This is a genomic window from Candidatus Borreliella tachyglossi (assembly GCF_003076595.1).
Lineage (GTDB): Bacteria > Spirochaetota > Spirochaetia > Borreliales > Borreliaceae > Borrelia > Borrelia tachyglossi.
In genome coordinates this window covers 781,806-807,944 of sequence record NZ_CP025785.1, presented here as the reverse complement: position 1 = coordinate 807,944, position 26,139 = coordinate 781,806, and the positions used below count along the sequence as shown (strand labels likewise).

Genomic DNA, 26,139 nt, shown 5'->3' with positions numbered 1-26,139 from the left:
CATAAACTAACAAATGCGTAAGTTAATATTTAAGGGTAAAACTATATATTCAAGTAAATTCGGAGATATCTATTATGATCCAAAATACGGACTTGAAGAAAGTGTTTATGTATTCATTAAAGGTTGTAACTTAGACACAGAACTTGAGTGTCTACAAAGTGCAACAATTGCCGAATTGGGGTTCGGTACTGGACTTAATCTTATAGCACTTTTAAAACATCTAAAAGAAAATAACATCAAAACAAGGATTAATTATTACTCCATTGAAAAATTTCCATTAGGAAAAGAGAAAATCAAACAAATATCGAAATCGTTTAGCAAAGAGATGTGTTATTTTAAAATATTACTTAAAAACTACCCAAATACCCCAAAAAAGAATATAAAGTTAAAAATAACAGATAATGTTAATCTAAAAATCTTAGTTGGAGATGCTAAGGAAAAACTTAAAGAGATTCCTCAATATATAGATTACTGGTTTCTAGACGGATTTAGTCCGAGTAAAAATCCCAGAATGTGGAGTCATGAAATATTTATGCTCATTTCAAAAAAGAGCAAAATTGGAACAAAACTTTCAACATTCTCTTCAGCCAGAATTGTAAAAGACGGATTAAAACTTGCAAATTTTCATTATTCTAGAGCAAAAGGATTCAACAACAAAAGACACATGATAAAAGCTCACAAGGAATAGTCAATCAATTACTTAAATAAAATTTGAGATAAGAATTAATAAGGAGGGAGAAAATGAAGATTAAAAATAATGTTAAACTGCTAAATAAAATAGATATCCGAATGCTTAAGTGTATAAAAAGTGCTTAGCCCCTATTTAATTGAGCTAGAAAAATAAAATCCTAAATTTAAATTAATCAAAACTAACAAAGCTGATCCTTTTGCATCTATACCAGTAAGAGTCAAATACTGTTATACCAAAGCAAAACAAGTGTCTACAATTTGCAGAAGAGCCGTAATACAACACTTTAGATTATGGCTTGAATGATTATTAAAAGAACATATTAAAATTTAAATCCCAAAAAAATCTTGTCAACAATCTTTACGCAGACATACAAATATATTTCAATGAAATATCACTTAAATCTCTAAGATACTCCACTTCTAAGGAATAGCATGCACAATATAAAACGCATATTCAATGAAGCATCCCACTGCAAAAATTAGAGTGAAGAAAACTTTAATGAATATATTCTTATCTCTATTAAATGACTGAAATAAAGTAATGAAAATAATATTCAGAGATATGAATATTTTCACTTGAGGACACTTCCATTATTTTCTTAAATTATCAAGATAATTATTAATTTTTGAAATAAAAGAATCAAATTCTGATAATTTTGATTTCTCGAAGTCAACAATCTCACTAGGTGCATTTGATAAAAAGTTCTGATTTTTAAGTTTCACCAAAGTTGTACCTTTAAGTCTCTCATATTTTTCTAGTTGCTTAGCAAGCCTTAATAGCTCTTTGTCAGTATCTATCAAACTCTTAATGTCTGCAAAACTTTCAAAACCAACGCCAGGCACACCTATCATATTTTCATAACTTTCATTGTAAAATATGCAATCAAAATTAATAAGCTTCTTTGCAATCTTCTCATGCTCCTTAAAATATCTGTCACATTTAAACGTATTATCAAACTTCAAGCCAACATTAATCTTAATATTAGGAACTATATTAAATTCACTCCTAAGAGTTCTAATAGATATAATAAAATCTTTAAATAAATTAAAACTTTCAAACTCTTTCTTAAAATATCTCTGAGTCATACCCTCAGGATACTTTGCTAAAGCTAATATGCCTTCTGAACACGGAAGTTTAGCATAAATCTCTTCGGTAATAAAGGGTGCAAAGGGATGCATAATGAGTAAAGATTCTTTCAAGAAAAATATCAACTTAGAAATAGTCATACTTTGAAGATTAGTATCGTTACTATTTAAATTAATCTTACTAATTTCAATATACCAATCACAAAAATCATTCCAAAAGAATTCATACACTGCCCTTGTAGCCTCATTGTACTTATAATTTTTAAAAGCCCAATCTAGAGAAGCAATAGTTGAGTTTAAACTTGTAAGCAACCATTTATCGATATCGTCTAAAATTAATCTGTCTAATATCACTCTACCCTTTAAGTTTGATAAAATAAATTTAGATGCATTAAATACTTTGTTCATAAACTTAGCGCCAAACATAAAATCTTTAGTATCAATATTTAAATCCTGACCTTGTACAGATAAAAAAGAAAGAGTAAAACGCAAAGCATCACTTCCATACTCATTAATAATTTCAAGAGGATCTATTCCATTACCTAAAGATTTTGACATTTTTCTACCTTGTTTATCTCTTAAAAGAGGCGTTATGTATATATTCTTAAAAGGTACTTGTCCTGTAAACTCAAGACCTGCCATTACCATCCTTGCTACCCAAAAAAATATTATGTCATAAGCAGTAATTAAAGTATTTGTAGGGTAATAATTTTTAAAGTCAAGGGTACCTTCTGGCCACCCAAGAGAAGAGAATGGCCATAACCAAGAAGAAAACCAAGTATCAAGAACATCCGGATCTCTGGTAAAATTCCTACCCCTATACTCCTCACTTAAAGACGGATCGAGCTCACTAACAACAACCTCTCCTGTCTTAATATCATACCATGCAGGAATTCTGTGTCCCCAAACTAACTGCCTAGATATGCACCAATCTCTAATATTTGACAACCAATGCTTATATGTATTCTCCCACTTTTTAGGATAAAACCTAATTTTACTCTCTTCTAAAGCCTTTAAAGCATTCTCAGCCAAAGGTTTCATCTTTACAAACCACTGGTTTGATAAATAAGGCTCAACAACCTCTCCCGATCTATGGCAATGTCCAACCTGATGTTTATGCCTCTTAATGTCTATTAAAAACCCTTGATCTTTTAAATCTTTTTCTATCTTGATTCTTGCAGCACTGACACTTAAACCCTGATATTCAATCGGAACATTTTCATTAAGTTTTGCATCTCTAGTCAAAATATTTATTTTGAGGATGTCATGCCTTTTTGAAATTTCGAAGTCATTGAGATCATGCGCAGGTGTTATTTTTAAAGCACCACTACCAAATTCCATATCAACATAACTATCCGCTATTATCTTAACTTTTCTATTTGCAATAGGAACACTAACCTCTCTGCCAATTAAAGATTTATATCGATTATCATTAGGGTTAACAGCAACAGCCACATCTCCAAACATCGTTTCAGGTCTAGTAGTTGCCACTTCAATAAAATTATTATCATCTAACAAATATTTAATAAAATAAATTTTTCCAATAACTTCCTTATGTTCAACTTCCTCATCACTAACAACACTTCCAGATCCAGGATCAAGGTTTACAAGATATTCTCCCTTATAAATTAAGCCCTTATTATATAAGTCAATAAAAACCTTATTAACGGCTTGACAAAGCTCACCATCAAGGGTAAATCTTTCTCTAGAATGGTCATAGGAAGCTCCGAGCCTTTCTATTTGATTGACAATAATTTCTCTATGTCTATCTGTTAACTTAAAAATTTCACCAATAAATTCTTCACGACTAAAATCATCCTTACTTTTACCAATCTCTTTAAGCTGCCTTTCAAAAACCGTTTGAGTTGCAATTCCAGCATGATCTGTTCCAAAAAGCCAAAGAGTATCATTTCCCTTCATTCTCTTGTAGCGAACAAGAATATCTTGCAGAGTAAAATTAAGAGCATGCCCCATATGAAGAATACCTGTAACATTGGGTGGAGGTGCTATCATACTAAATTTCTTCAATTCAAAGCTATTACCCGAACGAAATACACCATTATTTAACCATTTCCTATAAATTTTATCTTCAAAACTCTTAGGATCATAATTTTTTGAAAGCTCACTACTCATCGCCTAAGTTAATCTCCTATACTATCCATTCGATCTAGATTTGTAAAAAGTTCATCATAACTGCTTGAATTCATAATATTACGAAAATATTCACTATGTCTTTCATTTTCATTAAAATAAATCTTGAAGTATTTTTTAAGTTTATTAAAATCCTTAGTAAAGCTCCAAGTAGTATGAAAGTCTTTTATATGAAATTTTAATATATCTAATCTAAAATTTAAATTATTACTCAAAAAGTTGGGCGAACCTTTTTTAAATAAGTTTAAATTCTTAAAAATTCCACGCCCAAACATGACTCCATCAATAGAATAATCCCTTATAATTTGATCCGCATGATCTAAAGTTAAAATATCTCCATTTCCAATAATTAATGTAGAAGGATTGATTTTGTCTCTCAGTTTAACAACCTTATCAAACACATTCATATCTATAAGCCCTTCACTTTGATTGATAGCAAGCCTCGGATGCACTGTCAACATATCAATACCTAATCCCAATAGAAACCCCAACCAATCCTCAACTTCAGAGCAAAAAAATCCATGTCTTGTTTTAACGCTAATAGGCAATCCAAATCTTAAGCATGTCTCTTTACTTGCCATGACTATCTCACGGGCCAAGGATTTATTCTCAATTAAAGCAGAACAAACTCCTTTCTTAACTATCTTCTTCTTAGGACATCCCATATTAAGATCAATACCCCAAAACCCTAAATCACTTAAAACTTCTATTGCTTTGACAAACTCATCTGGCTTCTTGCCCCAAATTTGAGCAATTAAGGGACGACTAAGCTCATCATTCCTTGTCAAAATATGCTGCATTGATTGCTTAGATCCATTCAAAAGTCCTACTGCAGAAATAAATTCAGTAAAATAAATGTCAGGCTCATGCTTCCCATTTCCTATTAAATGAATTAAATTCCTAAAAACAGTATCAGTTACATCTTCCATTGGAGCCAAAATCATAATTGGAAGACGAATATCGCTTAAAAAATTCATAAAATGATTATATAATTATACAACATCATACTAAAGGAGCATAAAATGAATTTTAAAGAAATTAATCAAAGAGTTGACAAAGCATATAATTCAATTCAAGACAACATATCAAAGTTTAAACCCAAAGTAGCAGTTATACTTGGCACTAGGTTTAGTAATGTAGATGCAATATGTGATAATGGAGTTGAAATACCTTACACCCAAATAGAAAGATTCCCAATATCAACAGAAGAAAGTCACAAGGGGATACTTAAAGTTAACAAAGATATTGCTCTGTTTTCTGGAAGGTTTCATTATTATGAAGGTTATCATCCTAAAGAAATAATAATGCCTATACTGCTTGCAAAAAAAATTGGAATCAAGGATTTAATTATTACAAATGCCTCTGGGGGAATTAACAGCCAATTTGCCACAACTGATCTCATTTTAATAAACGACCATATAAACCTTATGGGAATAAATCCATTAATTGGCGAGCACGATAATAAGTTGGGACCAAGATTTCCAGAACTAAATTCAATTTATAATAATTCAAGTCTAATAGAATTTACAAGAAATGTTTATAAGGATATTTTTGGAAAACAGATGAAAGAAGGTGTTTATATTGCCGTTGCTGGTCCATCCTTTGAGTCAGCAGCTGAGATAAAGTTTTTTAAAACCATAGGTGCAGATTTAGTTGGGATGTCAACAGTGCCTGAAATAATTATGGCATCTTATCTGGAGATGGATACAGTAGCCATTTCATATGTAACAAACATGGCGTCAGGCATACAAGAAAACTCCATAACTTTAGAGGAAATTCAAATAAATGCAGAAAAATCATCGAAGGATTTAGCAAAATTATTAAAAGGAATAATTGATAGAATTGAACTTAATTGAATATATACTTAAAAAAGCTGAACTAAACGTTAAAGGCTTTGTTACAAGAAATAATCAGTTAAGAATGATAGACAAAGTAAGCAGAGCCTTTAACGATGAGAATTTCTTAGTTATTGAAGCCCCAACAGGTACGGGAAAAAGTCTTGCCTATTTAATTTCTGCTATTGATTTTATTCAAAAAACACAAGAAAAAGTAATCATTTCAACAGCCTCTATTAACCTTCAAGAACAACTAATTAAAAAAGATATTAAATCTTTAGAGAATATTATTCCTTGCAAAATAAAGTTTGGAATAATTAAAGGAATGAGAAATTACCTATGCCTTCGCCGGCTTGAAGAATTTGAAAGAAGTCTCTTAACATACACATTCAATAAAAAAAATTTAGAATCATTAATTTACTGGGCAAAAACCACAAAAACTGGTGATAAAGACGAACTTAATTTTATCGATGACAAAATCTGGGAAGAAGTATCAGCTAGCATTGAAACATGCTCAGGCATCACCTGTCCTGATGAGAATAAATGTTTTTTTAAAAAGGCAAGAAGAAAAGCATCAGAATGTGATATTATCATAACAAATCATCATTTACTATTAAATGATCTCTACATAAGAAATGAAATATTAACAGAAAAAGAAACTCATGAAAATGACTCTGAAAAAATTGATACAGAGGAAGAGCTTAACTTAATCTTACCTAATATTAAAAACGTTATAATTGATGAAGCTCACTATTTAGAAGAAGCTGCAAGAACCCTGTTTAACAAAAATTTCTCAAGAATTGGAATAAAGCAACTCTTTATAAAAATAGACAAACTAATCAAAAGGCAAAATATAGGCGGTGCATACAAGAAAAATTTTGAAATTGCAACAATATCAAGTTTTGAGAACATTGAATATATTATACGAACAACAAAAGATTTCCCATCTATTTATAGAATCACCAATGCTACACATAAACTCGATTTTTATATGCGAATTAAAACACATTTACAAGATATTATTTATAATCTAGAAAATTATCGAACAGCCATAACGTCAGTAATACAAGACCTTGAAAATCAAGTAGCACAAATCGAGCTAAATAGGCTAATTAGGAATATAGAATTAAAAGAACTATTAATTAAAAATTTCATCTCTGAGAATAGCTATATCAATCTCTGTTTCTGGATAGAAAATAAAAAGAATATTCCTATATTCAAAACGTCAGAGATCAATTTAGCCCCTGGACTAAATTCAATTATGCATAAAAGACTAAGAAGAGTAATTTTTACTTCAGCTACTCTTCTTACAAACCAATCATTTTCATATTTTTTCAACCAGACTGGCCTGAACTTAAGCGACAAAGAGATAAAAACGGAAAAGTTACCATATTCTTTTCCCTACAAGGAAAGATCAATACTCACGATTATATCAGACATTGAAAATCCCAATAACGAAGAAGAATTCCTAAGCCAATCAGCAATATACATTAAAGAACTTGTAATGCTAAATAAAGGAGGGACTTTAATTCTTTTAACCTCACTTAAAAGCTTAGAATACATAGGTAAAAATATTAAAGATTTTTTACTAAGGAATGATATAAATATTTTTGTCCAAGGAGATTTGCCAAAACATGAGCTCATAAATTCTTTCAAATATTCACAAAAAAAAAGCGTACTCATAGGCATAAAAAATTTCTGGGAAGGAATTGACATTAAAGGAGACAAACTAACAATGGTAATAATGCCAAAACTTCCATTTCAAACCCCCTCAGATCCGATTTTAATAGCAAAAAACGAATTAGCTATAAGAGTGGGAGAAAACTTTTTTACAAAAGAAACATTACCACAAGCAATAATAAAATTTAAACAAGGATTTGGAAGATTGATTAGGGATTCAAAAGATTATGGAATTATAGTATGTTTTGACAAAAGAATTTTTGAGAAAACCTATGGTAAGCTTTTCCTCGAATCCTTACCTGACATCGAAACTCATTATTCAAATTTTGAAAATATAAAACAAATAATAGATATATTCTTTAAAAAACAAGAACAAAATACTAATCTATAGCAAGATTATCCCCTGGGATCTTAGTCTTTCTTACCAAAATATCCTTATATCCTGTAGATTTAATAAGCTCAACATTTTGATGTACATCATCAGCATGAGTCGGAACGAAAACTGTAAAAAAAGATCCATGCGCATGTACTAAAACACTCAGTCCAACCTTCTGTAATGCTCTATAAGCTCTCTCAGCATAATCTCTCATTTTATAAGAACCAACTTGTATATAGAAATCAGGCTCTTTAATAAGATCATGTAAGGCCGATTCCGCAACATCAGAGCCACCCTTATCTAAAGTAGCATCTTTGTCTAGTTTTGAACTTTCCAATAAAGAATCAACTTTAGATGAATTTACTGTATTTGAAGCCTTTTTGGGTTCGTGCGCTACAACTTTCCTTTCATCCGATTTTTCCAATATTTCAATTTTTACAGGCGCAACGCCTATGCCTAGAAAGTCCAGCTTTTCAGCAGCAGATTTTGATAAATCAATTACCCTATCTTTTCTAAAAGGACCTCTATCATTAATCCTTACAACAACTGTTCTATTATTTAGTAAATTAGTCACTCTTACAACAGTATTAAATGGAAGTTCCTTGTGAGCAGCAGTAAGTGCTGTCATATCAAATTTTTCACCATTAGCAGTAGCCTTACCATGAAAAGCCTCCCCATACCATGAGGCAAGCCCTACAGTAGCACTATCCAGCTTAGCAACAATAAAAATTAAGAACAAAAAAATAAATCTAGAGCTACCACTCATAAGATTAATCAAACTTACCATATTTCATATTATAATATAAAACCCAAGATTTTCAACAGAAAGCAAAACCTCTATATTTCTCTAAATTATTTATTTACAAATTTGTTGCTTTAATTAATAATAAGAATTGTGAAAATAAATGAATAACAAATGAAGACAGTAATAATAGAATCCTCAGAGATAGAAAAAGCCGCACAGTTTATAAGAGAGGGAGAGCTAGTGATATTCCCTACAGAAACAGTATATGGCATTGGAGCTGATGCATACAGTGATTCTGCGGTAAGGATGCTTTTTTTAGTAAAGAAAAGACCTATTACAAATCCTTTAATAGTGCATGTCGATTCTATAGAAAGAATAAGAGAACTTGTAGAGTATATCCCCAGTAGTGCGTTAATCCTACTGCAAAAATTTACTCCGGGTCCTATAACCTACAAAGCACAAACTAAAATTATTTATCTAAAAGTTCCAAATATTTAAGCGCAAGGGAATCCTTAGGGTCATATTCAAGCACTATTTTGAAATATTTTAAAGCCTCTTTCTTGTGCTCCATCTTTAAATAAAGAATTCCAAGATTTGAAATAATCTTGACATTATCAGGTTCAAGCTTTAAAGCTCTAAGTAAATACTTAAGACTATCATCAAGCTCCAAAAGTTCCATAAAGCAGATTGAAAGCTCGTTCATAGCATCAACATTCTTAGAGTCAAGAAATAATACCTTAAGAAAAGCGTCCTTCGCTTCAGAATAAAACCCCTTCCTTCTATATCCCCACCCAAGCAAAAACCAAGCATTCCACAATCCCTCATTATACTTTAAAAGTCTAATTAGTTCAGAAATAGCTTCATCCTCTCTTGACAAAATAATAAGATCATATATCCTCTCAAGACCTAAGTCCAAACTCTCATGATTCCCTATAGCATTTAAAATCTCACTTACTTTACCCTTTAACCTTGAGTTGTCAGAAATTTTTAAATAATGTTTAAGCAACTGTTGAGCTTTATCTAATTTGTACTGTCTAACAAAAAAAAATCCAGCATTTGCAAACACATTTTCATTTGGACTTTTAAATCCCAAAAGTTTCTCATAAATTTTTAAAGCATTTTGATCACTATGAAGAGCATCCGTACCTTGCTCAGCCTTCAGGAAGTTTTCAGCCATCCGCTCATACAACAATGCCAAATTAAGAAGAAGAATCTCATTTTTATCATCAATACCTTTTAATGCCAAAAAAATCTCAAGAGCCAAGCTATAATCTCCTTCATCAACCTTAATCAATCCAGCATTAATAAGTTCAGCAAAAATATTAGGATTTAAAGCTAAGAGAAGCTTTTTATAATAAGGAAAATTAACATTATCCCTCTCATAAGCAGAAATTTTGAGAATAGCAGACATAATAGCCTCAAAATTAAGTTCAATTTGAGAAAAATTTAAAACATTATTGACCTCAACAGGCAAAAGTATTGTAGGATCGAACACGAAATCTTTAATCCGCCTTGTAAAATTCTCTGGAAGAGAAATATAGACAATATTCTTAAGCATAAATCCTCTAATTAAAATAATCATGAATTAGCATAGTATAATCAAGAGGAATTTTTTCCTCATAAAATGCAATACCTAAAGCTAAAACCTTACCATTGGGAGTCTGAATAACACTTAAATTTCTTGTCTTGCCCAGAATAGAAACTTCATTACCTGCAATATTAAAATTTAGAGTTAAGTCAATGTCACTTTCATCCATTTCCTCATAATCAAAATAAGAAATTAAAAGTGCACCACCATAGGATAAGTCTTTAATTAAACACTTATGCTTAATTCCGTTAAATTCAATAAAAGCTTTATCAGAACTGAGCTTAAGCTTTCTAAGTGAATCCTTATCAACAATAATACGCTCATGAATTCTTTGATTCTGCCCAAGCTTTAAATCAAGAAGTTTGCCAATCTTCATAGCAAACTCTTCTGGAACAGGCGATAAAAAATCCAGCGTTAGCAAATTATACTCCTTGTCTTGGCCAGAATAAGTAGATGTATTTGCTAATCTAACAGCTAAAGACGGTATAATAAAAGAATTATGTGTCAAATCATCCAATCTTCTAATTTGAATATTCCCTAAGTTTCTATTTTGCGCTAAAATTGGCAAAATTGTGTCTTCCTGAAAAATAATCTTAATAGTATTCATGGAAATAGAATAAATTATTCCAAATACTACATAAGTACCAACTTTCATCTCAACAGTATTTTTAATATTAAGGAAACTGTTTATCTCAGTACTCATTTTAATTTCTTTACATCTATATTTAGTCTCATAATCTTTTATTTTTCTAGACAAAAGCATAAACCTCCCCTTTTCTGATAAACGATAAAAACATAGAATAATTTAAAACTGACATTCAGGTATCTTATATCGATAAAATTAAAAACTTTTAAGTCATTAATAACCTTCAAAATAATTCTACCCCAAATACTAGATGCAACCAATCATCTACAGCTTACTTAAATAGATATAAGAATCAAATCTAGACTTCGAAATCAATGCAAAACATAAAATCAATAATATCAAATAAAATACTAACCCGATAGAAATTCCTATTAAACTCCTAGCTAAATGCAAATGATCACTAACCAGTACAAAGGAATATCCATAGAAATAGACTTATTATTAATCCCAATAAAAATAGCAAATAATAAATTAATACTTTAAAAACCCATATCTTATCTTCTTGTTAATTTTCATTATAAAATCCATATATCATATATGCATAGAAATTATAACAGCATTTTTATATTATAACAACTCAAGGAAAAATATTAATTACTATTATACTTATAGTATAATAGGGTACGGAGCTATAATTTGAAGAGTTTTAACTTTAATAAAAAAGGCAATATACTCATTTATTTGGCGTATTTTGCTATCAGCTTTTCTATTATCTTACTCTCAATTGCGCTAGTTGAGACTATCAACATCCAAGGAGACAAAAATTTTGGGGAGTTAAACCCTGCAATACCTTCAAAACTTTTTGACATTCACGGCAGGGTAATAACACAGTTTATATCTGATGAAAATAGAGAACTACTTTCTTTAACAGAAATGCCTAACAATTTAATAAGCACGCTTTTAATACGCGAAGACACTGGCTTTTACTCACATAGAGGTTTCTCACTCATGGGAATCCTTAGAGCTGCTCTTAATATTGCTCTTGGAAGATATTTTTCAGGGGGAAGTACCTTAACACAGCAGCTAGCAAAACTCCTTTATACTAATCAAGCAAGAAGATCTATTGTAAGAAAACTCAATGAAATTTGGTGGGCTATACAGCTTGAAAAGAAACTATCAAAATATGAAATACTTGAGAAGTATTTAAATAAAGTCTACTTTGGAAATGGAAATTACGGAGTAGTAGCAGCATCTAAATTCTTTTTCAATAAAAGCGTTAAAGATATTAATACCGCGGAAGCCGTTTTAATGATTATACAATTACCAAACGCAAAACTCTATTCACCATTTTATAATCCAGAATTTTCTAAAAAAATACAAAAGACAGTATTAAATCAAGTCGTAGCTAATAAGATCATAAGTCCTGAATTAGCTGAGATAGAGTTCAGCGAGTATTGGGAAAATTACGATTGGACTCGCATGGCAGATACATCTGCCATTTCTGAGAAAGAAGATAATGCTCCTTATTTTTCAGAGTACATAAGACAGAGAATAGTTAGACATCTTCCAGCTGGGGCGAACATATATAAAGATGGATATTCAATATACACAACGCTTGACCTTGATGCACAAAAGCATGCTGATAAGGTTACACACGACATGATCTTACAAGCTCGCAGAATGTATAACTCTACTAAATCATCTGAGACATTCGTAATTAATTCAGAAATCGTTCCCGTAATTGACACAATTTCTGATTTATTCAGCATATCAAGCACTAGAATCAACGGTAGACAATACAAAAAACTGAGAACAAGAAAGTTTTATGAAGATAATATCGATTTAATTGCAAGCTTTGCGGCAATACTAGGCATTAATACAATAGACAAGGCAACAAAAGAATATACAATAAAGAACAAAACAAATCCAAATTCAATTGTACAACCAGAAGGTGCATTTATTGCAATAGACACTACAACAGGGGCAATAAAAGCAATGGTTGGCGGAAGCGGATATAGGAAGGGAAATGAATTTAATAGAGCAACTCAAGCTAAAATACAACCTGGAAGTGCATTTAAATCATTATATTTTTCAGCTGCTATTGACCTTAAAAAAATTACAGCTGCAACAATGTTCTCAGACTCTCCAGTAGCTTTTTTTAATCAAACAGGAGAAGTTTATGCTCCTGAAAACTATGGGGGTAAATGGCGAGGAAATGTATTAACACGTAAGGTACTGGCTTTATCTTTAAACATCCCATCTCTTAGGGTACTGGATACATTGGGATTTGATGATGCGATTAACTACTCTGCTAAATTATTAGGAATAAAAGATCAAAATGAAATACATAAGACATTCCCCAGGGTATATCCTCTTGCACTTGGAGTCATATCAACATCCCCAATGCAAATGGCAAGAGCATTCGCGATTTTGGGAAACAATGGTAGGGAAGTAGAACCATATGGAATAAGGTATATTGAAGATAGAAATGGCAAAATAGTAGCAAATGTAGAAACTACTGCCCTAGCAGTAATAAAAAACAAGGGAGCTAACGCACAGATAATATCTCCTCAGACTGCATATATTATGACAGACATGATGAAATCAACAATTCAATATGGAACTTTAGCAAATCAAAGATATACAAACCTTAAAGAATTCAAATCAGATATTGCTGGTAAATCAGGAACTACTCAAAACTGGGCCGACGGCTGGGCTATTGGATACTCACCCTACATAACAACAGCTCTTTGGGTTGGTTTTGATAAAAAAGGATACTCATTAGGAACCGCTGGGACAGGTACGGGTCTTGCTGGTCCTAGCTGGGGCAGATTTATGGCAGAATATCATAAGAATCTGCCTAAAAAAGTTTTTATAAGACCTACAGGAATAATTAATGTAGCGGTACAAGCAGAAACAGGGCTATTACCAGAAGGAATACCAAACGAAAAAATAATAAACGAGATATTCATCTCAGGAACTCAACCATTTGAAAAGTCAAAATATTATGAAAATAAATCTGAATTTTTAAACAAAATGGAATTTAATGTGTATGGAATTGATAATATTAACAACAATGATGTACTAAATCTTGAAACAGATACATTTGAGTATCTAAAGTATGATTTTGACAAATTGGAAACAGAAAATAAAATAGAATCTGAAAATAACTTCAATGAAAATAACAATAATAATGTAGAAAACGATTATAATAAAGTAGAGCCTATTAATAATGCCCCAGATATAACAATAAATGATAATGCTAACGTAGACAAAATAGATGAGGAAACCCATACAGAGAATATAAGAGAAGAAAATAATACAGCAATTGAAGAAAACGAGCCTCAAGGCAATAAAGAGAATAAAGAAAACTCTCCCGCAGATGACAATGAACATCAAGATGTAAATGGAGAAAATATTCAATTGGATTAATAACAATGTTAATAGATCTAGAGCAAATAAAAATAAAAAAAAGAATCAGACACCACTTAGGAGACACAGACTCTCTTAAAGAAAGTATAAAAAAACATGGCCTAATTTATCCCATAATAATAGACAAAAACAAAAATTTAGTAGCAGGATTTAGAAGATACCAAGTTTTGAAAGAACTTGGCTATAAAGAAGTTGAAGTCAAGGTAATTCCCATAGAAAATAAAAAAACTCTACTTGAAATTGAACTTGATGAGAATAATGTTAGAAAATCATTTACAAGAAGTGAAGCAAACTCAGGCGAAGAACAACTCAAAATTCACTCCGAAAAAAACATAATAATAAGGTTCCTTAAATTTATTATATATAAAATAAAAAAATTCTTTAAAATAAGAAAATACAATAAATTTTAATTATATAAGAATTACTGGAGGAAATTTATGCTCAATTATACAAATCTCAATAAACTTAAAAGTTTCGAAGAGTTAAAAAAAACTAATCCTGAAATACTAAGGAAGACTTTAAATGAATATAGAATAAAGGAATACGACATTATAATAGAAGGTAGTCATGTACACTATAATTATGCTACAAAACAAATTAATGAAGATCACCTAAGAATATTTCAAAATTTAAGCGATGAGGCAAGCTTAACTGAAAAATATAGAGAACTGATTGATGGAAATAATATTAACATCAGTGAAAATAGAAAAGTTCTACACCACTTGACAAGAGGTCAACTTGGAATAGACGTAACAGAGAATAATGAAAATATGCGAGAATTTTTTGCAAGAGAACTTGAACGAATTTTTGATTTCGCAAAACAAGTTCAAAACGGATCAATTAAGAACACAAACGGGAAACCATTCAAAAATGTGGTACAAATTGGAATTGGCGGTTCAAGTCTTGGTCCAAAAGCATTATATACTTCCATCAAAAATTATGCTAGGCAGAAAAACCTACATCTAATGAAAGCTTATTTTATTGCCAATGTTGATCCAGATGAAGCAGAAGAAGTTTTAAGTGAAATAGACCTTCAGGAAACTTTATTTATCATTGTATCAAAGAGTGGAACCACTCTTGAGACCGCCTCTAATATGCAATTTTTAATTCAAAAATTAAAAGAGAGCAGCATTAAAGAATATCAAAAACAAATTATAATAATTACCTCAAAGGGGAGTATGCTAGAACTTGAAAAGGGATATCTTGAATACTTTTTTATGCACGATTCAATCGGTGGACGATTCTCACCTACATCAGCTGTTGGGCTTGCACTCATTACTCTTTGCTTTACAGAGCATGTTACAAAAGAAATATTAAAAGGAGCTCATGAAGTTGATAAAAGAGCATTAAACAAAAATGTAAGAGAGAATGCTCCTCTTCTAGCAGCACTAATTAGTATATACGAAGGCAATATACTGGGATATTCTAGTAATTGCATTATTGCATATTCAAAAGCAATGGAAAACTTTTATCTTCACTTACAACAACTTGAAATGGAAAGTAATGGAAAAAGTGTAAACCGATTTGGCGAGACAATCGATTACAAAACAGTAAGAATAATTTGGGGCGGAATTGGAACAGATGTTCAACATTCATTCTTTCAAATGCTTCACCAAGGAACAGAGAAAGTACCAATGGATTTAATAGGATTTAGTGAATCTCAACTCAAGAAAGACATAATTGTAGAGGGAACATCAAACAATGATAAGTTAAAAGCAAATCTAATAGCCCAAATAATTGCATTCTCTGAAGGTAAAGAAGACGCAAATAAAAACAAAAACTTTAACGGTGAGAGACCTTCATCTTTAATATATTCAAAAGAACTTACACCTTATGCATTAGGTGCAATACTATCTCACTATGAAAACAAGGTAATGTTTGAAGGGTTTTTACTTAACATAAACTCATTCGACCAAGAAGGTGTTCAACTTGGGAAAGTAATCTCAACTCAAATATTAAATAAATCTGACTTAAAGAGTGGAATAATAAAATCTTATGATATATTGCTTCAATGACAAAAAATAAATTTAGAAAGATTTAAAGAATATGACAAAAGCATATGTTTAAATCTAATTATTTAAGTTTAAAATAAGAGGTAAAAATGGATATGACAGTAATCTACATATTATTAAATATCACAATCATGCTTTCTCTAATAGGAATGCTATTCTTTCTGCACAAAAACCATATCTCATTTACAAAAAGAGTATTTATAGCACTAGGTTTAGGAATAGCCTTTGGTATATCTCTTAAATATTTTTATGCCTCAGAGCCAACAATAGTAAAAGAAACTATTAAGTGGACTAATATTTTAGGCACTGGCTACATTAGACTTCTTAAAATGATTGTAATACCACTCATAACTGTCTCAATAATATCTGCAATAGTAAAATTAACAAACAGTAAAGATGTTTGGAAAATGAGCTCAACTGTAATATTAGTACTTGTATTTACAGCGGGTATTGCCGCAATAATTGGGATTTACACATCTCTTCTATTCAACCTAACAGCAGAAGGACTTCAATCTAGTACAGATGAAATTGCACATGGCACAAAATTAAGTCAAAGTCTTGAACGTCTCAATCAAACTTCAATTGCACAAAAACTTTCAGAACTTATCCCTGAGAATATATTTGAAGACATGGCAGGAATGCGACCAAGCTCAACAATTGGAGTAGTAATATTTTCTGCCCTAATAGGCATTGCCGCTCTTAGGGTTGCTAGAAAAAAGCCAGAATCAATAGAATTTTTCAAACAAATAGTATCAACAGGGCAAGATTTAATTTCAGGAGTACTAATTTTAATCTTAAAGTTAACGCCCTATGCAATATTAACTATGATTACAAAAATCTTGGCAACAAGTGATGCTTCAAGCATCATAAAACTTGGAAAATTTGTACTTGCTTCTTACTTCGCTATTGGTATTACTATTTTAATGCACATGACATTAATTGCATTTAACAGACTAAATCCAATTATTTTCATCAAAAAAGCATTCCCAGTGCTAACATTTGCATTTATATCTCGCTCTAGCTCAGCAACAATACCTGTTAATGTAGAAATACAAACTGAACAGTTAGGGGTTAGTGAGGGTATTGCGAATCTTTCAAGCTCATTTGGCGCATCAATCGGTCAAAATGGTTGTGCAGCGCTCCATCCGGCTATGCTCGCTATAATGATCGCTCCCACTCAAGGAATAAATCCAATGGATCCTTCATTCATACTTCAACTTCTAGGGATAATAATAATAACCTCATTCGGCGTAGCTGGCGCTGGTGGTGGTGCAACTATGGCATCTTTAATGGTTCTCTCATCAATGAACTTACCCGTCGAACTCGTTGGACTTTTAATATCTATTGAACCTTTAATTGACATGGGAAGAACATCTGCTAATGTAAGTGATTCAATGGTAGCAGGCGTAATTACAGCCAAAAAACTTAATCAATTAGATATCAATATTTATAACAGTAAAAATGAAGTATAAAATAAGGAATTTACATGAAGATAATAATTATTGGTGGAACTGCCGCAGGCACTAGCGCTGCTGCAAAAGCAAAAAGAATCAATAAAGAGTTAAATATCACTATTTATGAAAAAACTACTACTACATCCTTTGGCGCTTGTGGATTACCTTATTTCATTGGCGGCTTCTTTGATGAACCAAAAAACATGATAGCTAGAACACCTGTTGAATTTGAAAACAATGGAATATCAGTATACACTGAACATGAAGTCTTGGCAGTAGATATAAAAAATAACACTCTTACAATCAAAAATCTAAAAACAGGTACAATATTTAATGATACTTACGATAAGCTCATGATTGCAACAGGCGGGAATCCTATTATTCCTCCAATTAGCAATATTAAATTAAATAATTTTTATACTTTAAGAACCATGCAAGACGGGAAAGAAATAAGAGAACAGTTTGAAAAAAAAGAAATAAATGAAATAGTAATCATTGGGGCTGGATATATCGGAATTGAAATGGTAGAAGCCGCTAAAAATCGAGGAAAAAACGTAAGAATTATCCAACTAGATAAGCGAATATTAACTGAATCGTTTGATAAAGAAATTACTAATATCATGGAAGAAGAACTAAGCAAAAACAATGTTTTAGTTCACACAGATGAGTTTGTAAAAAGCTTAATAGGGACAGAAAGAGTTGAAGGAGTCATTACAAACAAATCTGAATATAAGGCAGATCTTATAATTCTTTCTACTGGAATACGTCCTGCCACTGAATTCTTAGAAGGTCAACTTGAAACTTTAAAAAACGGTGCAATCATTGTCAACGAATATGGCGAAACTAGTGTAAAAAATATTTTTTCTGCAGGGGATTGTGCTACAATATATAATATGGTAAGCAAGCAGGATGATTATATTCCTCTTGCAACAACGGCTAACAAGCTAGGGAAAATAATTGGTGAAAATTTAACAGATCAACGCGTCTCTTTTAAAGGAACGCTTGGGTCTGCATCTATTAAGGTTTTATCTCTTGAAGCAGCAAGAACTGGTCTTACAGAAGAAGCCGCCTTAAGACTTGGAATAAAATGCAGAACAGTATTCATTAAAGATAAAAATCACACAAGCTATTATCCAAATCAAGAAGATTTATATATTAAGATAATCTATAATGAAGAAACAAAAGAAATTATCGGAGCACAAATAATTGGTAAAAATGGAGCTGCAATAAGATTACATGCATTATCTCTTGCAATTTATTCAAATCTTACAACAAATGAACTTGGAATGATGGATTTTGCATATTCTCCACCCTTCTCAAAAGCTTGGGATGCACTAAATGTTGCAGGCAACGCAGCAAAATAAATAAAAGAGGAGCTGTATTTAATTCTTCATACTAAATGGCTGACCAGTACTTGCAAGAACATCTCTCCAGAAAGAACCATTTATATTCACTTTATTTCTGTCAATTACTGCCATCTGTATTGGAATATGTACAAATTTTGTACTCCACAAACTAATCAACAACTTAGTCTTACCCGCCATAGCAGCATGAACAGCATTTGAACCAAGACGAGCGCAATAAAGAGAATCACTAGCATTAGCTGGAGAACTTCTAATAATATAACTAGGATCAATGTACTTAAGAGTAATTGGAATATTTTTAGCCTTAAAATACTCCTTAATCTTATCTTTAATATAAAGTCCAATATCCTCATAAAGCAAATTACCAGAATCATCTTTTCTACGACTATCATGATCAAAATATTTTTGTCCTGCTCCCTCTGCTATTAATATTACTGCATGAGGAATTTCATCCAAACTCTCTTTTGCTAAAAGTCTCTTCTCAAGATGCGCAAGAAGGCCATTAGAACCCTCAATATCAAAGTCCAATTCTGGTATTAAGCAAAAATTAACATCATTAGAAGACAAGGCAGTATAAGCAGCAATAAATCCAGAATCTCTACCCATAACCTTAACAAGTCCAATCCCATTATAAGCACTATTAGCCTCAAAGTGTGCACCAGCAACAGCAGCAACTGCTTGCTCTACAGCTGTTTCAAATCCAAAAGATTTTTGCACAAACATAAAATCATTATCAACCGTCTTTGGGATTCCGACAACAGCAATCTTTAAATTTCTCCTATCTATTTCCTCAGCAATTAAAATAGATCCCTTCTGTGTTCCATCTCCACCAATATTAAAGAGCATGTTAATATTCATTCTCTCTAAAGTATCAACTATTTCAACAGGTTTAATTCCACCTCTTGATGAGCCAAGTATTGTACCTCCAAACTGGTTAATATCATCCACTACATCAGGATTAAGTTCAACAAAAGGTGAGCTAGAATCTGGCAAGAGTCCTTGATATCCAAATTTAACTCCATAAATATTACGAACTCCATATATTTTCCATAATGTCCTAACAATTGCGCGAATAACATCATTAAAACCAGGACAAAGGCCTCCACAAGTAGTAATAGCTGCCTTAACATGCCTAGGGATAAAATAAATTTTATCCCTAGGCCCAGCTTTCTCTAAAAGAATATCCTCATATTTATCACAACCCTCTTCATTCTTATAAATACTAAATCTAATCTTATTAGTCTTATCAGCAAAGTGAATATGACTCTCGCTAGCATAAAAATCAATTAAAGGATTATCTTGTTTGCACTCTCCTAAACTTTCTATTCTAAAATCCAAATCCTTATCCCTAAGCCTATACATTAAATTATGCCTCCTCTATTACTTCCTAGGTATCATTATAATTCAATTACTTCCTAATAAATTTACTTTGATCTTTAATCATATCGTATATATCATCGTAAATATACGGAGAACCTTCAACAGGAGATTTAATTAAATTACCCGAAATAAACTCAAAGTACTTATTGAGTTTTGAATTTTTATCAAAATCAACAAAAGGAATTCTATTGTTAACAGACTTCCTAAAACTTTTTGCAAATGGAACAAAACCAATAAATTCTATTGGTATATTAATATTATTCTTAACAACATTCATTAAATTCTCACACATAGCTATTTCTTCACTAGCTTCTATTCTATTAAGTACAACTCTGGGATAAAAATTATTCATCATCTTTTTTATCTTAAGCGACGAACTTAAAGATATAAGCTCAATTCCTGTAACTAAATCTTTAAATTTAACATTTGTACCCTCTATTTTATCTTTAAAAAAATTACTAATATATTCACGCTCAGGGCTCTTAGCAGGAAATCCTAAATATAAAAGTCGATAAAGTGCATTCTTTAAAAACGAATAAGCATTAAGTATTGAAGGGGTTTCTGGAACAGTTACAATTATACCACTATAAGCTGCCAAATAAAAATCTACTGTGTTGTAAGATGTGCCTGAACCTAAATCTATGAAAATAAAATCTGCAACAAGATCTCTTTGAATCGAGTCTATTATCTTCTTTTTGATAGGAAAAGGGAGATTGGCCGTTCCCGCATAAAGAGCATCTCCTGGTATTAGATAAAGCCTATCATAAGGAGTTTCAACAATTAAATTCGAGAAGTCCTTTTCACGCTTATTGATAAAAGAACCTATTCCAGTACCGGTATTCTTAACTCCTAAGCATGTATGTAGGTTAGAACCACCAAGATCAAGATCAATAAGTATTACAGTCTTTCCTAAACTCGAAAGTTTATAGCCAATATTAGCAACAAAAGATGTCTTTCCAACACCTCCTTTCCCACTTGCAACAGGAATAATCTTAGTCATCTTAAAATCCTATTAATCGTTTTTCTTATCCTTATTAAACTTTTTCATGAAATCAAAAAACCTTAAGAATCCCAATCTTTTAGATTCCGACTTGTAAGAAGTCTCTTCTGCTTTAGAAGCCGCAATTAAATCCTTGATTAAATCCTTATTATTTGTAAAATTCTCAATGCTGTCAGGTTTACCACAAATCACAATTTTATCATCTTTTAAAAAAAAATAATCCCCATCTACAAATTCATACCTAGAATTACTTAAATTTCTAACTGCAATAACAGTAATACCCTTCTCTCTTCTCAGATCAGCTTCAAGAAGGGTTTTGCCAACATATTCCTTAGGAATAACAGTCTCAGCAACAATAATATCATAGCCAATTATATTGTATGTTGAAAGATTAGGCGAAACTAATAGCGGAGTCAATCTTCTTGCAGCATCCTTACTTGGGAATATAATTTTTGTAGCTCCAAGAGTCTTTAATATCTCAGCATCATCCCTATCTTCAGTTTTAACATATATCTCCCTTACACCTAAAAGATTACAATAATGAGTAACAAGAGCACTCTTTCCAAGGTCATCATCAAAATCAATAATAACAGCATCAGTATCTACAGGAATTATTTTTTTTAAAGCATTTTTAGTAAATTGATCAAGAATAAAACTTTCTGTAGCAATAACATCATATCCTTCAACTAACTCCTTTGACGTGTCAACAATAATAATTTGACAATCAAGTTTACTCAAATCTTCAAGAAGATGAATTCCTAAGTTGCTAAGGCCAATAATAACAAATGTCTTCACACCCCTGCCTAACCTACCAGAATATCTTGTCTTGGTCTTGTAAATTCTTCAAAACGAGATCTCCGAGAAACAAAAATCGTCATAGAAAAAAGACCTATCCGACCTGCAAACATAGTAAAAATTATAATTATTTTACCCAAAAATGACAAATCCTGGGTAACACCAACTGAAAACCCAACAGTCCCAAAAGCAGAAAAAACCTCATATCCTAAATCAATCACTCTCCAATTACCTCCGCCCTCAGTAGCAAGAATCATAAAAAATGAAAAACATAGAATAAAAACAGCTCTTACAAAAAACAAAAGAGCAAATCTTATGCTATCAATCGAAACTTTATATGAACCAATAATATAACCATTACCATCCTGAGCTTTTATTGCCGCAAGCACAATTAAAAAAAAGGTAGTAATCTTGATTCCTCCAGCTGTTGATCCAGGTGCACCACCAATGAACATAAATGGTAAGGAAAGCATCTGGGTTCTACCTGTAATTGTAGAATTTTCAAGATAATTAAAACCAGCCGTTCTTGTACTTATTGAATAAAATATTGAATTCAATATAAGAGTTCCGCAAGAATAACCCTCCTTAAGTTTATGAATTTCTGAGAAAAAGAATATAATTGCCCCAAAAACAACCAAAAAAAAACTAAGTAAAAAAACAATTTTAGCATGAAGAGAAAGTTTTTTTCGATATTTAATAGTATTAGTAACATCACGATATACCATAAACCCAAGCCCTCCACAAATAATCAAAATAGCAATGACAACTATAGCCTCAGGGACATCACGCCAAGCATAAATACTTTCAGAATGCATAGAAAATCCTGCATTACAAAATGCTGAAATTGCCGTAAACAAGGCCTCAAGAAATGAAATACTAACACCCCTAAGTTTAAAACATACTAATATTAATATTAGTCCAATTAGTTCAATTAAAAAAGTTACCAAAAGTATACTTTTTAAAATCTTAATGGGATTGTACTCAATATTTGAAAGAGAGTATTGCTTTATTATTCTAGCATCTGCCAACTTCAACTTGCGCTTAGGAATAAGCAAATAAAAAGTGGTCATAGTTATAAACCCAAGTCCTCCAAATTGTATCAACATCATTATAACTATAAATCCAAAGGTAGAAAAATTCTCCATTTTAACAGTAACAAGACCCGTAATGCTAACAGCAGATACGGATGTAAAGAGAGCATCTATGTACTCTAATTTTTCCTCACCATTCCAAGCAATAGGTAATGACAACAAAAGAGATCCCAAAAACATAATCAAGATAAAATAACTAAAAAGAAAAAACCTATCACTAAACTCAAATTTCAACATAACATATAAAAAGATACATTAGATACTGTTTAAAAAAGTTTCATTATAGAATATTGAAATATTACCATAATTTTACTATTTTTAATACATGCTAGAAATTGAATCTAAGGCGTTCATTCCAAAAAATGAACTTAGGAGAATTCTAAAATTAGCCAATAAAAAGTTCCGATTTATTAAAGAAGAAGTTAAAAATGATACCTACTACTGCGACACAAAAAAAACAATTAGAATAAGAAAGTTTAATACCTCAGGAGAGATTGTAACATTTAAGGTCAAATCTTTAGATGGTGATATAGAAGTCAATAAGGAAATTGAATTTAGAGTAGACGACATAAATAATTTTATATTGTTCCTAGAGGAAATCAATTTCAAAATACTATACAAAAAACTTAAAAAAAGTCTAATTTATAAAAAAGATACCCTAAATATAGAAATCAATGAAATTGATAATCTTGGCTTTTTCTTAGAAGTAGAAAAAATAATTTATGATCAGAGTGAATTAAATCTGGCTAAAACAGAAATCTACGAAATAATGAAAGAATTTCAACTAAACAACAATATTGAAAAAAAATCTTACTACGAATTAATATCAGCTAACAAGTCTAAGAAATAAAACTTTTAAGTCCAATCTAAAATATGATAATACAAATCCCTCGTTTTGATAATTCCCAAACTGAGGCTTACAAACAGACTCTCCAAAAATTTCAGATCCATTTAAGAAATACCAATCATTATTATCAAAATAAATAAGTCTAATATCATTGCCATCTTCAAAGGTTAAGAACAAGGTACCCCTATAACTTACAATATCACTATTTATACCATTAATGCTAATATTTGGACTTATATTTCGCCATTCATCACATTTCAAGGTAGATATACTTATGACAGGTCTATCCTTTGTTATATAGCTTAAAATAACCTGGTTAGATTTAGAACTAGCAAGAATTTTTACAGAATTTGCCATATTTGCAGACTGTGTATTTGTATTTGACCAAATTTTACCCTTATCAATAACAAACTCAGACTTAACATAATTGTCTATTTTATAATTATAGAAAATTCCCAAAAAAGGGTCGGAAATAATGCCAATATTGGAAGCATCAATATTAGCATTACCTTTAGATATATAAGAACCTATAGCACTACTCCAAGCATTGCCGTATCCTTTATTTATAATAAAATTTATCTTATATTCACTCCCAGCTTCTCTTAAATAGGCTAAATACAAATTATCTCTTTTATCAATGCTAATATTTACTAAACCCCCAATATTGTCTCTAAGCTTAGGACTAATATCAATCCACTTTCGACTATTAAATTTCTTAACTAGAAGTTCGCTAAAAAAGTTATTAGTACTCTTAGTAGCAAATGCAACATATAATTCTCCTTTAGAATTAATTGCAAAATCAAAGTACACAACATCAGTAACATTTTCATTAACAGCAGAGTTAATATCAAACCAACCAATATTCTCAATAAATGCAGAAACCTTAATATTATCACTACCTTCCATCTGATAAGCAAGATAGATATTGCGCTTGTGGATTCTTAAGATATACTTTTTAAGTTTAAAGTCTAGCCGTAAGCTTGGCAAATCCTTTAATAAAAAAATCTTATCTTCTTTTTTTATATTAGATGCTTTCGCCTTTAGAATATTGTCACTTATAATTGATAAATCTAAATCAGTAATAGATACATTAATGCTGGCATCCTCAGAGGTAATATAGATTACCGCATAGAGGCGTTCTTTATCCAATTTAATTTTGGCATCTCTTTTTTTTACCTTATCTGTTATGTACCTCTTATCCACAATATCATAAATCATATAAACAAAATCCGAGTCCATTAAACTATCAAAAGTTAAGATATAGTTAGAAGACTTACTAACCCTTAAATAAATACTCCCCTTCCCACTTTTACTTGAGATACTTAAAGGACTAATTTCCGTTAATACTTGATTCACCTGAGCATAAGAATAAAAAGTTACTAACAAGAAAAATATCAATATATTATTTCTCATATTTTTTAAGATCCAAAAATATCACAATATAATCAATAAAAGATATAATGGTTAGAGAGGCAGATATAGCATATATCATGCCAACAACAAAAGAAAAAGTAAAATTTAGATTTAAAATTGAACTCATAAACCTATCAAGCAACAGCGTAACTTTTAATTTGTCTAGGGTATACAGAAAAAGACTAGCAAATGTTGCAATAGCGTAAAATAATGATTTTAATTTGCCTGAAAACTTAGCCGGCTGAACTACATTAAACTGCATAATTAAATTTCTAAGAAATCCAATAGAAATTTCACGGTATACAAATATCACAAAAAAATAATACGGAGTAATACCTTTAGCAAAGAAAAAAACAAAATACGTTAAATGCTGCAACACATCTGCATAAGGATCTAAAACCTTTCCTATACTACTAATCAAACCATATTTCCTAGCAATATATCCATCAAGAATATCTGTCAATTCATTAAAAATAATTAAAAACCAAATCAAACTTAAAAATAAATAAGGATTCCAAAAATCTTCAAGAAATAATATAAACAATATAATAAAAGACAGTATAATCCTAAAAAAAGTTATTCTATTAGGACTAATAATATTCTTGATATTCAAT

20 protein-coding genes and 1 pseudogene are annotated in these 26,139 nt (G+C 31.0%); 10 read left to right on the top strand and 11 right to left on the bottom strand.

The window, feature by feature from the left end; genetic code table 11:
• Window positions 1–13 precede the first annotated feature (13 nt).
• Window positions 14–688 carry a tRNA (5-methylaminomethyl-2-thiouridine)(34)-methyltransferase MnmC2 gene (gene mnmC2, locus CR532_RS03885; protein WP_108729490.1) on the top strand — a complete coding sequence of 225 codons (675 nt, stop codon included), beginning with the start codon at window positions 14–16 and terminating at the stop codon, window positions 686–688.
• Window positions 689–1,281: 593 nt separating this feature from the next.
• Here mnmC2 and valS read toward each other — a convergent pair.
• Entirely contained in the window at window positions 1,282–3,909 is a 2,628-nt protein-coding gene (gene valS, locus CR532_RS03880) for a valine--tRNA ligase (RefSeq protein ID WP_108729489.1), read from the bottom strand.
• An 8-nt stretch (window positions 3,910–3,917) separates the two neighbouring features.
• On the bottom strand, window positions 3,918–4,904 hold the full coding sequence (locus tag CR532_RS03875; protein ID WP_108729488.1) for a tRNA dihydrouridine synthase: 987 nt from the start codon (window positions 4,902–4,904) through the stop codon (window positions 3,918–3,920).
• Window positions 4,905–4,949: 45 nt separating this feature from the next.
• Here CR532_RS03875 and CR532_RS03870 point away from each other — a divergent pair, with 45 nt between their 5' ends.
• Window positions 4,950–5,783 carry a purine-nucleoside phosphorylase gene (locus tag CR532_RS03870; protein WP_108729487.1) on the top strand — a complete coding sequence of 278 codons (834 nt, stop codon included), beginning with the start codon at window positions 4,950–4,952 and terminating at the stop codon, window positions 5,781–5,783.
• Window positions 5,761–7,833 (top strand): ATP-dependent DNA helicase, encoded by a 2,073-nt coding sequence (locus CR532_RS03865; protein WP_234416424.1) that lies wholly within the window; start codon window positions 5,761–5,763, stop codon window positions 7,831–7,833. Before CR532_RS03870 ends, CR532_RS03865 begins: the two co-directional genes overlap by 23 nt.
• Here CR532_RS03865 and CR532_RS03860 read toward each other — a convergent pair.
• On the bottom strand, window positions 7,823–8,605 hold the full coding sequence (locus CR532_RS03860; protein WP_108729486.1) for a septal ring lytic transglycosylase RlpA family protein: 783 nt from the start codon (window positions 8,603–8,605) through the stop codon (window positions 7,823–7,825). The two genes, CR532_RS03865 and CR532_RS03860, sit on opposite strands and share 11 nt — an antisense overlap.
• Window positions 8,606–8,734: 129 nt before the next feature.
• Here CR532_RS03860 and CR532_RS03855 point away from each other — a divergent pair.
• Window positions 8,735–9,034 (top strand): annotated as a pseudogene (locus CR532_RS03855) (L-threonylcarbamoyladenylate synthase); the annotation flags it as partial.
• On the opposite strand, the gene CR532_RS03850 reads toward CR532_RS03855, so the two are convergent.
• Together CR532_RS03850 and plzA are read right to left on the bottom strand one after the other, a co-directional pair.
• Window positions 9,033–10,121, bottom strand: a complete 1,089-nt coding sequence (locus tag CR532_RS03850) for a tetratricopeptide repeat protein (protein WP_234416423.1) — start codon at window positions 10,119–10,121, stop codon at window positions 9,033–9,035. The pseudogene CR532_RS03855 and the gene CR532_RS03850 overlap by 2 nt on opposite strands.
• A 7-nt stretch (window positions 10,122–10,128) precedes the next feature.
• On the bottom strand, window positions 10,129–10,914 hold the full coding sequence (gene plzA, locus CR532_RS03845; protein WP_108729484.1) for a c-di-GMP-binding receptor PlzA: 786 nt from the start codon (window positions 10,912–10,914) through the stop codon (window positions 10,129–10,131).
• 519 nt (window positions 10,915–11,433) lie between these two features.
• Between plzA and CR532_RS03840 the strand changes: the two genes are divergently transcribed.
• From CR532_RS03840 to CR532_RS03820, 5 genes are all read left to right on the top strand, one after another.
• Complete coding sequence (locus CR532_RS03840; protein ID WP_108729483.1) at window positions 11,434–14,169, top strand: penicillin-binding protein 1A; 2,736 nt, start codon at window positions 11,434–11,436, stop codon at window positions 14,167–14,169.
• Between the two features lie 5 nt (window positions 14,170–14,174).
• The gene (locus CR532_RS03835; RefSeq protein ID WP_108729482.1) at window positions 14,175–14,579 is read left to right on the top strand and encodes a ParB N-terminal domain-containing protein; all 405 of its coding nucleotides are present in this window, start codon (window positions 14,175–14,177) and stop codon (window positions 14,577–14,579) included.
• 27 nt (window positions 14,580–14,606) lie between these two features.
• A complete protein-coding gene (locus CR532_RS03830) occupies window positions 14,607–16,184 on the top strand; it encodes a glucose-6-phosphate isomerase (RefSeq protein WP_108729481.1) in 1,578 nt (525 codons plus the stop codon).
• Between the two features lie 86 nt (window positions 16,185–16,270).
• Window positions 16,271–17,653: an L-cystine transporter gene (locus tag CR532_RS03825; protein WP_108729480.1), complete on the top strand. Its 1,383-nt coding sequence runs from the start codon at window positions 16,271–16,273 to the stop codon at window positions 17,651–17,653.
• A 14-nt stretch (window positions 17,654–17,667) separates the two neighbouring features.
• A complete protein-coding gene (locus CR532_RS03820; RefSeq protein WP_108729479.1) occupies window positions 17,668–18,999 on the top strand; it encodes a CoA-disulfide reductase in 1,332 nt (443 codons plus the stop codon).
• Between the two features lie 18 nt (window positions 19,000–19,017).
• Here CR532_RS03820 and CR532_RS03815 read toward each other — a convergent pair whose 3' ends face one another.
• Genes CR532_RS03815 through CR532_RS03800 form a run of 4 tightly spaced genes read right to left on the bottom strand, consistent with a single transcriptional unit; the run spans window position 19,018 to window position 23,502 of the window.
• Window positions 19,018–20,361, bottom strand: a complete 1,344-nt coding sequence (locus CR532_RS03815; protein WP_108729478.1) for an ATP-dependent 6-phosphofructokinase — start codon at window positions 20,359–20,361, stop codon at window positions 19,018–19,020.
• Between the two features lie 46 nt (window positions 20,362–20,407).
• Window positions 20,408–21,379: a nucleotide-binding protein gene (locus CR532_RS03810; protein ID WP_108729477.1), complete on the bottom strand. Its 972-nt coding sequence runs from the start codon at window positions 21,377–21,379 to the stop codon at window positions 20,408–20,410.
• Window positions 21,380–21,391: 12 nt separating this feature from the next.
• Window positions 21,392–22,174 carry a potassium channel family protein gene (locus CR532_RS03805; protein WP_108729476.1) on the bottom strand — a complete coding sequence of 261 codons (783 nt, stop codon included), beginning with the start codon at window positions 22,172–22,174 and terminating at the stop codon, window positions 21,392–21,394.
• A gap of 8 nt (window positions 22,175–22,182) precedes the next feature.
• Window positions 22,183–23,502: a TrkH family potassium uptake protein gene (locus tag CR532_RS03800; RefSeq protein ID WP_108729475.1), complete on the bottom strand. Its 1,320-nt coding sequence runs from the start codon at window positions 23,500–23,502 to the stop codon at window positions 22,183–22,185.
• 88 nt (window positions 23,503–23,590) lie between these two features.
• Between CR532_RS03800 and cyaB the strand changes: the two genes are divergently transcribed.
• Window positions 23,591–24,115, top strand: coding sequence for a class IV adenylate cyclase (cyaB, locus tag CR532_RS03795; RefSeq protein ID WP_108729474.1), 525 nt, complete (start codon window positions 23,591–23,593; stop codon window positions 24,113–24,115).
• On the opposite strand, the gene CR532_RS03790 is transcribed toward cyaB, so the two are convergent.
• Together CR532_RS03790 and pgsA are read right to left on the bottom strand one after the other, a co-directional pair.
• Window positions 24,092–25,525: a hypothetical protein gene (locus tag CR532_RS03790; protein WP_108729473.1), complete on the bottom strand. Its 1,434-nt coding sequence runs from the start codon at window positions 25,523–25,525 to the stop codon at window positions 24,092–24,094. The two genes, cyaB and CR532_RS03790, sit on opposite strands and share 24 nt — an antisense overlap.
• Window positions 25,515–26,138: a CDP-diacylglycerol--glycerol-3-phosphate 3-phosphatidyltransferase gene (pgsA, locus tag CR532_RS03785; protein WP_108729472.1), complete on the bottom strand. Its 624-nt coding sequence runs from the start codon at window positions 26,136–26,138 to the stop codon at window positions 25,515–25,517. The genes CR532_RS03790 and pgsA overlap by 11 nt, the downstream gene beginning before the upstream one ends.
• Between the last annotated feature and the right edge of the window lies 1 nt (window position 26,139).